The organism is Paenibacillus sp. FSL K6-1318, from assembly GCF_037976905.1.
Taxonomy (GTDB): domain Bacteria; phylum Bacillota; class Bacilli; order Paenibacillales; family Paenibacillaceae; genus Paenibacillus; species Paenibacillus amylolyticus_A.
The window spans coordinates 3,934,117-3,946,833 of record NZ_CP150270.1 but is presented as its reverse complement, the minus strand read 5'-3'; the positions used below and the strand labels follow the sequence as shown (position 1 = coordinate 3,946,833).

Here is a 12,717-nt window from a genome sequence, read left to right as displayed (position 1 = left end):
TGACCATTGAGTCGACTTTAAGTCATCCTATTTCACTCAACAATCCTTCGTAATTGTTCCGCACATTACCGACTTCCTTCGCCACCTCATATGCTCGCATCTCTGAAGCTTGATATGGCTTAAGCAGACCAAGTAGTGACTGAGCATCATCATTATCTCTTCCAAGCCACTCTGCTTCATCCTCAGGTCGCAAGATGACCGGCATACAATTATGGATATCCTCCATAAGACTATTAGGTTCCGTTGTAATAATTGTGCATGTACTCAGCTTGTTCCCGTCCGGATCTGACCAGGTATCGTACAACCCTGCCAATGAAAAGATACTGTCGTCTTTCATCAAAATCCGCATAGGTTGCTTGGCAGTTCCTTCTTTCTTCCACTCATAGAATCCGTTTGTCGGAATAATACAGCGCTTGGAGCTAATCAGACGTTTAAAAGCTGGCTTTTCAGCTAATGTCTCAGCCCGGGCATTAATCATCTTATTCCCGATCTTATCATCCTTTGCCCAGGAAGGAACGAGTCCCCATCGTAGCGCACCTAATCGATTACCGTCTTTACTACCGATTATGGTTGGAATGAACTGCATAGGTGCTGCATTGTAATTAGGTTTGTACTCAAAGCCATCAGCTATAGATGCATAATACCTGTCCATTATAGCGTCTATGGGATCAGTAATTGTAAATCTTCCGCACATGATAATGCCTCCTTTGAGACTCTATACTATGTAATAATACTCAAATATTTAAGAATAGAAACGGGTAATTTGTAAAGATGCGCATCCAATATAAAATAAAAATGCAATAAATTAGATGATATTTATAGATCAGCAAGTTTATGTTTAGACGTTAATCCTGTAGGTCGTTATAGTTAGTTCTATAATAAAGAATAAGGAGATTAACGATGAAAAAAAATTGTTTGGCATTTTTGACTGTTCTGCTTATAATTCTGTTGTTTTCTCAATCAACAACAGGAGCGGCCTCTCCATTAAGTAATAAGGTAGATGGAATGCTTGGATTTTCTCCACCCACTGGAACTGAAGTAAAGGCAAGTAGCGAGTATTCTACATACATTGCGAAAAATGTGATTGATGGTAAGCTGAAAAACGAATGGAATGCAGGTACATATATAGGTACCGTTGAACTAAAATTTCCCGAAGCAGTTGAATTTAACTTTGTTCATATTAGCACTGCAGCACAACCGATAAGGTCCGTTACATATCAAATCTATGGATTAAAAGATGGCACCTGGACTGCTATTAGCCCTAAAGAAACCCAAGCACTTTCAGAAAGATTTAATACACCTCCCCCGGTTAAAGTTACGCAAGGAGTATATGAGGGCATAAAGATTGAGGGGGATGGTGGTTCTTCTTGGTTGGCCATCGATGAAATTACATTAGGCAGTTTTGAATATATCAAACTAAATGGTTCTATCACAGGAACTACTGCTACCTTAAATTGGAATACAATTAACGATGCTACAGGATATAAAATTCAATATGGTACTGAGTCAGGAAAATACACAGACTCGATTACAGTAGAAGGGAAAGATAGCTCAACTTATAAAGTACCAAATTTGGAATTCGGTAAAACTTACTACTTCCAAATCGTAGCTATTTTCAATGGAGTAGAAACAGTTATTTCGAATGAAGTAGCATTGACTATAAATAATGATAATACCGAGACACTAACACCGGAACAGCCTAAAGGTGATCGTGCAATCCTTGTCGTGACTATGACTACCGGTCTTGAGAAAGAGTTTGACTTGAGCATGAAAGAAGTAAATAGTTTCATTGATTGGTATGAAACAAAACAAGCAGGAAGCGGAAAAGCATCATACGCGATTGATAAGCATGACAATAACAGAGGTCCGTTCAAGAGCCGTAAAGACTACATCCTGTTTGATCGAGTCCTAACGTTTGAAGTGAGCGAATACTAAGAAATCAATAAAAAAGGCTCCGCATTAAGTTGCGAAGCCTTTTTTGCATTATCTCAGACAATAAATTGATCAAATACAGGTATACGCGGTAAGCCCGATTTGGTCCAGCTCCGCATTTTGACCCTGGCTTGTATACGTGGTTCCAGGTAAACGTGATTCTTGTCCTCTCCAGTCATAAGCTGCTGGCACACTAAGCGGAAAGCCTGCTTATGTTTGGGACTTGGACCATGCTCAATGATCCCTACTGGGCGCATCCTTCCAGTTGGATCTGGAACAGCAGCAAGCCACCCGAATTCGAATTTTTTGTATCCGGTAATGTACAGGTCAGCATATGACCAGTTAATAACCTTCAACCAATCCTTGGACCGCCTGCTAATGTACTGGCTGTCTTTGCGCTTGCCAACTACGCCTTCCATACCCATAGTCTCTATCTGAGTGTATAACTCCTTTCCAGCGCCTTCTATATGAGGCACAACTCCAAAGTTAGAGGAAGGGTGAGATAGACTGTGTAGGATCATCTTGCGTTCCATAAGAGGCAGCTTACGTAGATCCCGGCCTTGGTAAAAAAGAATATCAAATATGGCAAACGTGGCAGGCAGCTTCTTGATGAGCTGCTGAATCTTAGAGTGCTGACGTGTGCTAAATCGGCTCATCACAGCCTCGAAGTCATTCAGTCCGGTTTCGGGATCAGTGCAAGCAACCTCGCCGTCCAGGATAATATCAGAGTCAAACGGCAGAAGCAATTCAGGGTACTGACGAGTACAATCGTTATTGTGACGTGTGTATAACCGGACATTGCCGGACTGTTGCGAATATCAACCGGTGCCCGTCAACTTTAGGTTCATATATAAAATTCGAATGACTAAATGGACCCGATGCTGTTGCAAGTAAAATTGGACTGATAAACATAAAAACACCTCAATCCAATTATAGCGGTTTGCCATAAAGGACTGAGGCGGTAAGTTATGAGATATGTAATTTCAATTCTATGTCGTTTTTGCGGTGATTTCATCCAGAGTTAAATCTATATAAATAATTGATCTACCAAGATGCAGAGATCTTTTCCTGGAGCAGACCTAACTTTTCTAGAGCAAGAACTTTGTCATAAGTCTGATTGAAAAATCAAATATTAAATTTCCTGTTGCACTCATCCTCACCGATCAGACTCAGGTATAAACGTCGCCATATTACAGCTATACTTCCAGATATATCTCCATGTGTCTGAGTTGGGGATGAAAGGTACTGTTGGCATATTGTTAGTGGGGCTTATTTCTTTTATATGAAATACATAAGGGTATTAGGAATCAGTTATATATTAGTTAATAATGCCCATGGTTTATTATGGTAATTTAAAAGATAATAATATTTGTATCATCAGAAGCTTGAATGGAGGGTAGAAGGGCAGAAATATTATAATCCTTTGGAGGTAAGATAATTCATGAAACAACTATTAAGAAAGAACTTTGCCTTGTTATTAGCTTTAGCACTCGTGCTGGGACTTTTCCCTAATTCAATTAGTGCAGAAGAAGATAGCAATCCAAATAACAACGAGAATGCTATTTCATCTGAAATAAACCTTGATCCTGTTGTTGATCGTGATCTCGTTGATGATTTCAAGGAAAATAGTGATGTTCCTGACATTTACGGTACAACTCCAGAAACTACTTATACATTTGAAGTAAATGGAGAAACAATCCAACCAGGTGAGAGTATTTATATTTATTCCTCACCTGATATGCAACAGCCGTTAATTTCAACAGAAGCCAATTTAGCAGGAGTATCTGCAGCATCAGAAGTTTCTCCTGCTGCAGTGGGAGTAAATTCAATTGGTATCCAACCTGTTTTGAACCCACAGGGAGGCACAAGCAAGATTACTGCTGGATTGGGCGTTACAAAGGTAGTCGGTTCCAAACCTGTCTTAGTAGGTGTAAACTACGTTCTAAAAAAAGCTATGACTAGAGGAGGTACGCCACAAGTCATATCTAGAACCTCTGATAACATTACTTTCCCAGGACTTGGATCGTCGACTCAGAAAAACATTGCTTTATCAGGTGTAGGTTATTATTCGGTTACTTTTGAAGTAAGCGTACATTACCCGAAAGAAATTGTTCCTTTGGTATCTTCATCTTCAACGCTACTACTTAGTAAAACAGCTCGACCTTGGCCTGGGGACTATGTTGATAGCGTGTCCGGAAAAAGAATGACAGACCCAGTTAGTTTAACTTGGACAAAAGCTACTTCTCCTGTAAAATGGACAGATACAGAACGAAAAGCATTTAGATCATGGTATCAAACAACCTACAATGTACCCAATTATGATTGGAGCAATGTTGAGATCCACCACATTAAACCTAGAGAGTTTGGCGGAACTAACGCCAACAGTAATTTAATCCCTATTAAGAAAAACATCCATAAACTGTATTCAGCTTTTTTTGCTGGATATAAATAAGTAAAGGGGAAGTTGAAATGGACAAATCTGGAGTATTTCGGTTTCTTACAAGTCTGATCTTAAAAGTAGAAGAAGGAAAGACATTTTCTGTACTACGAGGAGATGGGGAACTTTATGAAGCGAACTTTGTTTTTAACAAACCTTCTCTTCAAGAAGATATTCAAAAGCTTGAAAATAAACATGCTATTAAGCTTTCCCGCGACATCGTTGAATTTCTGAAGATTAGTAACGGTGCCACATTGTTTGATACTGGGGATGGCGAATCGCTCATTGTTTATAGCCTAAGCGAAATGGATGAAGAAGCCGATTTCTATACTCCAGATGTGGTCCCTGGATTATTCCCATTGATAAAGTATGCAGGGGGGACTATTTTTCTTGACCCCAAGAAAGATGATAGGAACTTATTTTTAAATTCATCTGGTTCAGAATTTGATTATATGGGTCTTAATTTTGAAGAATTACTAGAATATTTTATTCGTAGTAACGGTAATTACTTTTGGGAATGGATGCCTTTGCTCGCTTGTAAAAATATTGATGAAGAAAAAGTGAGTTTTAAGGAATGGCTTGATATTTAACAATTTAAAATGAAGCCTCATTATTTGGATTTAAACTGATGGGGCTTTTTTCTTGTTGCGAAAAGAACATATGTTCTTATATAATGTACACGAGGTGATTAAATGCTATCGGATTATCAACGTAAGGTATTGCGGATCTTGTACAACTACAAAGGTGGGCGGCGGCGGTTTCCCACAATCCACGAACTGACTGTCAAAACGGGTAAGTATAAGCCAGACGTCATGGTTGCTCTGGACGCTCTTGTGGCTGCTGAATACATACATTGGGATGATAAGTCTGACACAGCACTCTAAACAGATTTGGACCATCATGAAATGCAGCGGATCAGTGAAATACTAGATGACTCTTTTATATAGAAGTAGTACAAGTTGATTTGATATTATGTAACTCTTTCTTCTAAGACCGCTCTCAGGAGTAGTTGTTGGATTAAAATCTGCTCGTTGTGAAGTTGTGGCCGGGAATGGATAAATCATTTGAAAGCAAATTGTCAAAACATATCCCCTGATTTTTCTTCATTTGCCCACGTAACATTTTTGTGTTTATCTGTGACCAAGGCTTACCTTTATAACAAACACATTCGTTCGTCGATTTAGATAATCGCAAAACTCACTTTTCATTAATGTTAAACTGTCTGAGGCCAAAAAATTTAAATCAAACTTCCTTAGAAATTCTGATAGCCACGAGAAAGGAATACTAGCATTCACACATTTAAAATTGCAAACATCGTCCAAATACATACAAATGGATGTTTCATTTGTATGTTGAAAGTTTCATATAGAAGAGGTATACTTTAATTAAATTTTGAACAATTTAATTTTAAATAATTAATTGGAGATGTTAATATGGATCAGGCAAAACAACTGGTGACAGAACAACGTGCATTTTTTTATACAGGTCAAACTAAAAATATCGAGCATCGGATTAATGCGCTTCAACAGCTTAGAAAAGGAATCGAAAAGTATCAGCAACGGATTCAAGATGCACTTCGGGCTGATCTGAATAAATCTGAGGCAGAAGCTTACGGTTCCGAGATTCGCATTGTGTTGGGTGAATTGGATTTCGCATTAGAGCACTTGCAGGAATGGGCTGCCCCAAGACAAGTCCCAACCAATTCGGCTATGCCGGATGGGGTGAGCACCATTTACCCGGAACCATACGGAGTGGCGCTTATTATAGCGCCTTGGAACTATCCCTTCCAACTCGCCTTCGGTCCACTGATTGGAGCAATTGCAGCCGGTAACTGTGCAGTTATCAAGCCATCTGAATTAACCCCAGCCGTATCTCGTCTGACGTATGATCTGATTCAGGAGATCTTCCCTCAGGAGTATATTGCAGTTATGGAAGGGGAGGTTGAGGCCAGCACAGCATTGTTGAAAGAGAAGTTTGATTATATTTTCTTCACAGGCAGCACAGGTGTTGGTCGCATTGTTATGAAGGCAGCTGCGGAGCACTTGACTCCTGTAACTCTTGAGTTGGGCGGCAAGAGCCCTGCTATTGTCCATAGCGATGCAGATCTGAAGCTGGTGGCCCAGCGTATTGTTCGTGGTAAGTTCCTGAATGCAGGGCAAACATGCGTTGCTCCGGATTACTTGCTTGTGCATGAACAAGTTCATGATGAATTGATCAATTTGATTAGCGCAGAGATCAAAGATAAATTTGGAGATGATGTGCTCCAGAACGCTGATTTCCCGCATATTGTCAACGCACGTAACTTCGATCGGTTATCGAAATTCCTCACAGATGGTAAAACTCTGATAGGTGGACGTTCTGTACGTGAGCAGTTGCTTATTGAGCCGACTGTACTTGGAAATGTGAACTGGGAATCACCTGTCATGCAAGAAGAGATCTTCGGTCCGATTCTTCCTGTATTTACGTACAGTGACCTCAACCCGATGCTGGATGAGATTGTTCGCCGGCCAAAACCATTGGCACTATATCTCTTCACACAGGATGAGCAACTTCAGGAACAGGTTCTGAATCAAGTGTCCTTCGGTGGTGGATGTATTAATGACACTCTTTCTCATATGACTTCACACTATCTCCCGTTTGGTGGTGTAGGAGAGAGCGGTATGGGCTCATATCACGGTCAACAGAGCTTTGATGTGTTCTCGCATCATAAGAGTGTTCTGAAACGTAGTGAATAATTAGCCGATAAAACAACATAAACATGAAAAAAGAGGTTGTCCTATTCATCAGGACAACCTCTTTTCGTATTTATTGCATTACATCTAGTTTTGTTACTCATGTTAAATATTAATGAATATCTCGGAAAAGGCCAATGACTTTACCCAGAATACTAACGTGTTTCAAACGTAAAGGTTCGAAGGTCGCATTCTCCGGTTGAAGGCGAATATGATCTTTCTCTTTATAGAACGTTTTCACTGTAGCTTCATCGTCTTCAGTCATTGCAACGACGATATCACCGTTATCAGCAGTTTGCTGTTGACGGACAATAACGTAATCTCCGTTAACGATTCCGGCTTCCACCATACTATCTCCGACTACCGAAAGCATGAACACTTTCTGTTCGCCTACATAATGCGTAGGAAGAGGGAAGTAGTCTTCAATGTTCTCGGTTGCAGTGATTGGAACACCCGCTGTAACCTTACCAACGACAGGAATACGTGCAACGCTATGAGCAAATTGATGAGAATGCTCCGATTCTTCCTGGCTCAAAAGCTCAATGGCTCTTGGCTTGGTAGGGTCGCGTCGGATCAAACCTTTTTTCTCCAAACGATCCAAATGTCCATGCACTGTTGAGCTGGAAGCCAGTCCAACCGCTTCACCAATTTCCCGTACGGAAGGAGGATACCCCTTCAACCGGACTTCATTTCGTATAAACTCCAGAATAGCCTGCTGCCTGCTGGATATCTTCGACATACCGTATCAACCCCATTTTAGTAACGTTTGGGAAAATTATAACATAGAACCTCCGTTCGTACAAACATAAGTTCTAAATAAAATGCCATTAAATCAGTGTTTTTTAACTTTCAGAACAGAATTTGTCCAAAAGTCGGAGCATAATACTGCAAATGCTTTGTAATTGGACTTCAATTCAGATATTTCGCCTTCGAAAAAGAAGCGAACAATTGTTCTAAAAACCTATTGAACAAAACAAACGTTCGTGTTATATTGATTCCAACAGATAGGAACAAACGTTTGGAGGCGGGTATTTAATGAGATATTCTACTTATCAAAGCATTTATGAACCGATGAATTCGGAACTGGTGAAGTCTAACATAGGGAACTACAAGAAGGTTTTAGCGCGTTTCAAAATTTCTTCATGGATGTTAAAGATTGTGATTACCTCTTTAATTATATTTATTGGATGCAGCACCGTTTTAACTGTATTTGCTGGCAATGAAAATGATGTGCTTCCCGGAGGAAAGATAGCCGTTTCACAAGGGGAAACATTATGGAGTATTTCTTTGGAACATAAACCGACGAATATGGATACACGTATTTATATAGAAGCAATTAAGAAAGTGAATCAACTTCAGACGACTTCGATCCAAGTGGGACAAGTATTAGCTCTACCGCAATTTTCAGAATAAAATGCACATCAATGCGTGTTAGTGCGTGTCAGCTTGACAAGCTGCCTTTATCATGGCAAAGTTAATATGACTTTGTATTTTTGGAGGGGACAAGCTTGGATATAGATAGTCTGGTAGCACGCATTAACGAATTGGCTCGTAAGCAAAAGTCCACTGGTTTGTCGGAGGAAGAACTTGCTGAACGTGCCGAGCTAAGAGAGATTTATTTGAGTAATATTCGCAGCAATTTCAGACAGCAACTGGATACCATTGAGATTGTTGATGATGAGAATGACAAAGGCCACCAAGGCAAACTCAAACACTAACGAAACCTAATGATATCATTTATGATATTTAGGTTTCTTCCTGTTATTTTGAGTGTGCAATTTATAGGGGGAAATGTTGGTTTACAGTTATGTAAGCCGATACAAAGACACATAAGGGGGATTCTCATGTCGCGTTCGTTCGAGAGAACGGTTAAGAAAAATTCCAAGCAGTTAAATCAGCAACGCAAAAAAAGTGGTCAACCAATTACAGGTACACCAGGTGAAGAAGTTTTTAAAGGACGCAGCCTGTTGTTCCCTATATTTTTGATCGGTCTCGCCTTTTTGTATCTGTTTATGAGCACATTTCTTGTACAAGCTCCAATGACAACTTGGGACTGGGTGACCATGCTGCTTTACGTATTTTTGGCAGTCATCTTCATGCTTCGTCGTCCGTACATCAAGATTAGCAGTAATCGGATTATTACGACGAAGGGTAACCGTGAACGTTCAATCGGAGTTGACGATATCGTCAAATTCAGAATTGAACCAGGTACAATTGTTATCGAACATAACAGTCGGGGTAAAAGATGGGTGTTTACCAAGTTATTGAACCGCTACGATACAGATGCGATTGCAGAACGTTTGTTGAAGTTTGCAAAAGCACACCAGATCACCGTGGAAACCGTCGAAAAGTAATTATTGCATAAAGGGGTAGATGATCGGAATGGCGTTAAAAGCGATTTTGTTCGACCTAGATGATACTTTATTATGGGATGAGCGTAGTGTTCGAGAAGCTTTTCATGAGACTTGTCTAATCGCAGCGCAAGAGACTGGGGTTAAACCGGAAGAACTTGAAGAAGCCGTTCGTAACGAGGCACGTGGACTGTATGAATCATATGAGACCTTTCCTTTTACCAAAATGATTGGAATCAATCCGTTTGAAGGCCTATGGGCTAACTTTACTGGTGGGGATCAACCTGAGTTCCGTCAGTTGGAACAGCTTGCTCCTGTTTACCGTAAAGAATCCTGGCGTCGTGGCTTGTTGAAGTTGGGTGTAGATCGGGAAGATCTTGCTGAACAGCTTGCCTCGCAGTTTGGAGTAGAACGGAGATCCAGACCCCATGTGTACGAAGAAACGATGGATACCTTGCGTAAGTTGCAAGGAAAGTACAAACTTTTGTTGTTAACGAACGGTTGTCCTGCTTTGCAACAAGAGAAGTTGGACGGTGTGCCTGAATTGACTCCTTTCTTTGATGAGATTATTATCTCGGGTAACTTTGGAAAAGGAAAGCCGGATCCCTCCATATTTGAACATGCTTTGAGTAAACTGGGTGTTAAACCTGAAGAGAGCATGATGGTTGGAGACAAGTTGACGACTGATATTCGTGGTGCTTTATCATCTGGCATCCAATCCGTATGGATTAACCGTGAGCATAAGACCAACAATGAAACGTATGCGCCTGACCATGAAATAACGCATTTATCTGAACTGGATCAGCTTATAGCTAATTTCTGAGCAGATCAGCTATAACATCTTTCCTCAGCACCCTGAAACATTGGAAGCTTCAATGAACGATGATGTCGTTCGTGAAGTTACCAATGTTTTTTATTTGGGTAGGTTGGCTAATTTACCTTGTTAAATGAGATATCAATTTTATTTGCTAAAAGTTATTGAAATTAGGGGGAAGCTGGATTAGAATATAACTAACATACTAGTATGACTAGCATTTAGATTGTTCCTAAAGCAATTTCTTTTGACTTAATTCATTTGAATGGAAGCAGGAGTTGTTGCTTATTATTTTCGACGTATTGTAAGCGCTTCAAATGCTTTTAAACACCTTATTTTGATTTGGAGATCATACCACCTATTAAGTGCTAATGAATGATGTGAAGCACTTTGGATTGTGTGATTCTACATAACATATTAAAATGACATCGCTTACATTTAGCTACTATCTATTTCGCAGTGGGGGTGAAGTTGAGGGATTGGTTGTCTTCTACAAAAAGAAGAAGCGATGGGAGTTGTACATGAATTCGTTTTTACCTATCAAGTCCTGGATCGGAGTGAAAACACATGGAGTCGGAAACCGCTAAAACAACACTAACCATGACATCTTTACGTAAAGAGAGCAGACTACGAACCGCAGCAACCTTGTTCCGCAAAGACTGGCAGCTGTATTCACTATTAATCCTTCCCATCATCTACCTCATTATTTTTAAATATGGACCGATGATTGGTAATGTGATTGCCTTCAGACGTTTTGTTCCGGGGGGCAGTATATTTGGAGAAACATGGGTTGGATTAAGATACTTCAAAATGTTTATTGAAGACCCTACCTTCTGGAGAGTATTCGGTAATACACTGATGTTGGGCGGACTCGCGTTGCTCTTTACATTCCCGGTTCCCATCATTTTTGCCTTGATGCTTAACGAAGTGAAGAGTAAACGATTCAAAAAGTTTGTACAGACCGCGTCTTATCTGCCTCACTTCCTGTCCATCGTTATCGTTGCGGGTATGATCCTGCAGCTGACAGCAGTGAATGGTTCCATTAATGGACTGGTGGCTTTCTTCACTGGAGACAATATTCCTTTTATGCAGCGGGCTGAGTGGTTCAGAACAATCTATATCACGTCAGAGGTATGGCAGGGTATGGGTTGGGGAGCGATACTGTATCTCGCCGCACTGACAACCATTGATGATTCTTTGTATGAAGCCGCACGTATTGATGGTGCCAATCGCTGGAAGCAAACGATTCACGTAACGATTCCAGGAATCTTGCCAACGATTGTTACGTTGTTGATTTTGAACATGGGTAATTTCCTGGCTGTTGGATTTGAAAAAATCTTACTCTTGTACAATCCGCTTATCTACGAGACATCTGATGTGATCTCCACTTACCTGTATCGGGTCGGACTGGAATCCAGTAACTTCAGTTATGCTACCGCAATTGGCTTGTTCGAATCGCTGATCGGTCTGATTCTGGTGTTCTCCGTAAATGCCATTTCACGCAGACTGACACAAAGAAGCTTATGGTAAAGGAGGAGCACCATGCAGGAATCCAGATCTTACAAGGTATTTAAAGTATTTAATGTCATCTTTCTGCTGTTCGTGGTATTTATAACGCTCTATCCATTTTTGAATGTCGTAGCACAATCCTTCAGTAGTGAGTCCTACATTAACTCAGGCAAAGTAAGTTTGTTCCCAAGAGGATTCAATGTGGAGACATACAAGACCATCTCACGTGACAGTATGTTTTGGACCAATTATAAAAATACGATTATTTACACCGTGGTAGGTACGTTGATTTCGATGTTCATGACAACTATCTTCGCCTATGCCTTATCCAAAAAGAGGTTGATGGGCCGCAAGTTTTTGACAATGTTCGCCGTGTTCACGATGTTCTTCAGTGGTGGATTGATTCCAAACTATGTCTTGATTAATTCCCTTGGATTCAATAACACCATGTGGGCGCTTGTTGTTCCTGGCGCAATTAGCATATACAACATGTTGATCATGAAGTCATTTTTTGAAAATATGCCTGAAGAACTGGAGGAAGCTGCCTCCATTGATGGGTTGAACACCTACGGAATCTTGTTACGCATTATCTTGCCGCTGAGTAAAGCCGTTATGGCAACCATGGTGCTGTTCTACGCAGTGGGTCATTGGAATTCCTGGTTCCCAGCCTTTCTGTATTTGGACAAAAAAGAACTGTTCCCGGTCACCATTTATTTGCGCAATATGATTGCTGGAGCGACAAGCGGGGCATCTGCCGGTGCAACCTCAGCTGATAACCTGACACAGATTGCTGCCAATATTAAGTCAGTAACGATGGTATTAACCATCTTGCCGATACTCACCATCTATCCATTTGTGCAAAGATACTTTGTAACCGGTATCATGTTGGGGTCTGTCAAACAGTAATGCACAGTAACCAGAATGATTCACATGATTAACATT

At 40.5% G+C, this 12,717-nt stretch carries 13 protein-coding genes and 1 pseudogene; 11 read left to right on the top strand and 3 right to left on the bottom strand.

Annotated elements, in window-relative coordinates; translation table 11 throughout:
• Positions 1–22: 22 nt before the first annotated feature.
• Positions 23–694, bottom strand: a complete 672-nt coding sequence (locus tag NYE45_RS17295; RefSeq protein WP_340013372.1) for an SOS response-associated peptidase — start codon at positions 692–694, stop codon at positions 23–25.
• A 206-nt stretch (positions 695–900) separates the two neighbouring features.
• Here NYE45_RS17295 and NYE45_RS17290 point away from each other — a divergent pair, with 206 nt between their 5' ends.
• The gene (locus NYE45_RS17290; RefSeq protein WP_340013371.1) at positions 901–1,935 is read left to right on the top strand and encodes a fibronectin type III domain-containing protein; all 1,035 of its coding nucleotides are present in this window, start codon (positions 901–903) and stop codon (positions 1,933–1,935) included.
• Between the two features lie 53 nt (positions 1,936–1,988).
• Here NYE45_RS17290 and NYE45_RS17285 read toward each other — a convergent pair.
• Positions 1,989–2,844: pseudogene (locus NYE45_RS17285) on the bottom strand (ATP-dependent DNA ligase).
• Positions 2,845–3,373: 529 nt separating this feature from the next.
• On the opposite strand from NYE45_RS17285, the gene NYE45_RS17280 reads away from it, so the two are divergent.
• The 4 genes from NYE45_RS17280 (at position 3,374) to NYE45_RS17265 (ending at position 7,104) form a co-directional block, all read left to right on the top strand.
• Entirely contained in the window at positions 3,374–4,384 is a 1,011-nt protein-coding gene (locus tag NYE45_RS17280) for an HNH endonuclease signature motif containing protein (protein WP_340013370.1), read from the top strand.
• A gap of 17 nt (positions 4,385–4,401) precedes the next feature.
• Entirely contained in the window at positions 4,402–4,959 is a 558-nt protein-coding gene (locus tag NYE45_RS17275; RefSeq protein WP_340013369.1) for an SMI1/KNR4 family protein, read from the top strand.
• Positions 4,960–5,061: 102 nt separating this feature from the next.
• Entirely contained in the window at positions 5,062–5,253 is a 192-nt protein-coding gene (locus NYE45_RS17270; protein ID WP_340013368.1) for a hypothetical protein, read from the top strand.
• Between the two features lie 549 nt (positions 5,254–5,802).
• On the top strand, positions 5,803–7,104 hold the full coding sequence (locus NYE45_RS17265; protein ID WP_340013367.1) for an aldehyde dehydrogenase: 1,302 nt from the start codon (positions 5,803–5,805) through the stop codon (positions 7,102–7,104).
• Between the two features lie 109 nt (positions 7,105–7,213).
• On the opposite strand, the gene lexA is transcribed toward NYE45_RS17265, so the two are convergent.
• Entirely contained in the window at positions 7,214–7,840 is a 627-nt protein-coding gene (gene lexA / locus NYE45_RS17260) for a transcriptional repressor LexA (protein WP_017688034.1), read from the bottom strand.
• Positions 7,841–8,136: 296 nt separating this feature from the next.
• Here lexA and NYE45_RS17255 point away from each other — a divergent pair, with 296 nt between their 5' ends.
• From NYE45_RS17255 to NYE45_RS17230, 6 genes are all read left to right on the top strand, one after another.
• Positions 8,137–8,514: a LysM peptidoglycan-binding domain-containing protein gene (locus tag NYE45_RS17255; RefSeq protein ID WP_340013366.1), complete on the top strand. Its 378-nt coding sequence runs from the start codon at positions 8,137–8,139 to the stop codon at positions 8,512–8,514.
• Positions 8,515–8,609: 95 nt separating this feature from the next.
• Positions 8,610–8,819 (top strand): DUF896 domain-containing protein, encoded by a 210-nt coding sequence (locus tag NYE45_RS17250; protein WP_017688036.1) that lies wholly within the window; start codon positions 8,610–8,612, stop codon positions 8,817–8,819.
• A gap of 126 nt (positions 8,820–8,945) precedes the next feature.
• Positions 8,946–9,455, top strand: coding sequence for a hypothetical protein (locus NYE45_RS17245; protein WP_062834910.1), 510 nt, complete (start codon positions 8,946–8,948; stop codon positions 9,453–9,455).
• Positions 9,456–9,483: 28 nt separating this feature from the next.
• On the top strand, positions 9,484–10,275 hold the full coding sequence (locus tag NYE45_RS17240) for an HAD family hydrolase (RefSeq protein ID WP_340013365.1): 792 nt from the start codon (positions 9,484–9,486) through the stop codon (positions 10,273–10,275).
• A 558-nt stretch (positions 10,276–10,833) separates the two neighbouring features.
• Positions 10,834–11,796 carry an ABC transporter permease subunit gene (locus tag NYE45_RS17235; protein WP_264927058.1) on the top strand — a complete coding sequence of 321 codons (963 nt, stop codon included), beginning with the start codon at positions 10,834–10,836 and terminating at the stop codon, positions 11,794–11,796.
• A 12-nt stretch (positions 11,797–11,808) separates the two neighbouring features.
• Positions 11,809–12,681: a carbohydrate ABC transporter permease gene (locus NYE45_RS17230; RefSeq protein WP_036613592.1), complete on the top strand. Its 873-nt coding sequence runs from the start codon at positions 11,809–11,811 to the stop codon at positions 12,679–12,681.
• Positions 12,682–12,717: the final 36 nt, after the last annotated feature.

Coding starts and splice junctions, on each gene's coding strand:
- NYE45_RS17270 (WP_340013368.1), top strand. CDS start 5,062: ATGCTATCGGATTATCAACGTAAGGTATTGCGGATCTTGTACAACTAC.
- NYE45_RS17275 (WP_340013369.1), top strand. CDS start 4,402: ATGGACAAATCTGGAGTATTTCGGTTTCTTACAAGTCTGATCTTAAAA.
- NYE45_RS17240 (WP_340013365.1), top strand. CDS start 9,484: ATGGCGTTAAAAGCGATTTTGTTCGACCTAGATGATACTTTATTATGG.
- NYE45_RS17235 (WP_264927058.1), top strand. CDS start 10,834: ATGGAGTCGGAAACCGCTAAAACAACACTAACCATGACATCTTTACGT.
- NYE45_RS17255 (WP_340013366.1), top strand. CDS start 8,137: ATGAGATATTCTACTTATCAAAGCATTTATGAACCGATGAATTCGGAA.
- NYE45_RS17265 (WP_340013367.1), top strand. CDS start 5,803: ATGGATCAGGCAAAACAACTGGTGACAGAACAACGTGCATTTTTTTAT.
- NYE45_RS17295 (WP_340013372.1), bottom strand. CDS start 694: ATGTGCGGAAGATTTACAATTACTGATCCCATAGACGCTATAATGGAC.
- NYE45_RS17280 (WP_340013370.1), top strand. CDS start 3,374: ATGAAACAACTATTAAGAAAGAACTTTGCCTTGTTATTAGCTTTAGCA.
- NYE45_RS17245 (WP_062834910.1), top strand. CDS start 8,946: ATGTCGCGTTCGTTCGAGAGAACGGTTAAGAAAAATTCCAAGCAGTTA.
- NYE45_RS17230 (WP_036613592.1), top strand. CDS start 11,809: ATGCAGGAATCCAGATCTTACAAGGTATTTAAAGTATTTAATGTCATC.
- lexA (WP_017688034.1), bottom strand. CDS start 7,840: ATGTCGAAGATATCCAGCAGGCAGCAGGCTATTCTGGAGTTTATACGA.
- NYE45_RS17290 (WP_340013371.1), top strand. CDS start 901: ATGAAAAAAAATTGTTTGGCATTTTTGACTGTTCTGCTTATAATTCTG.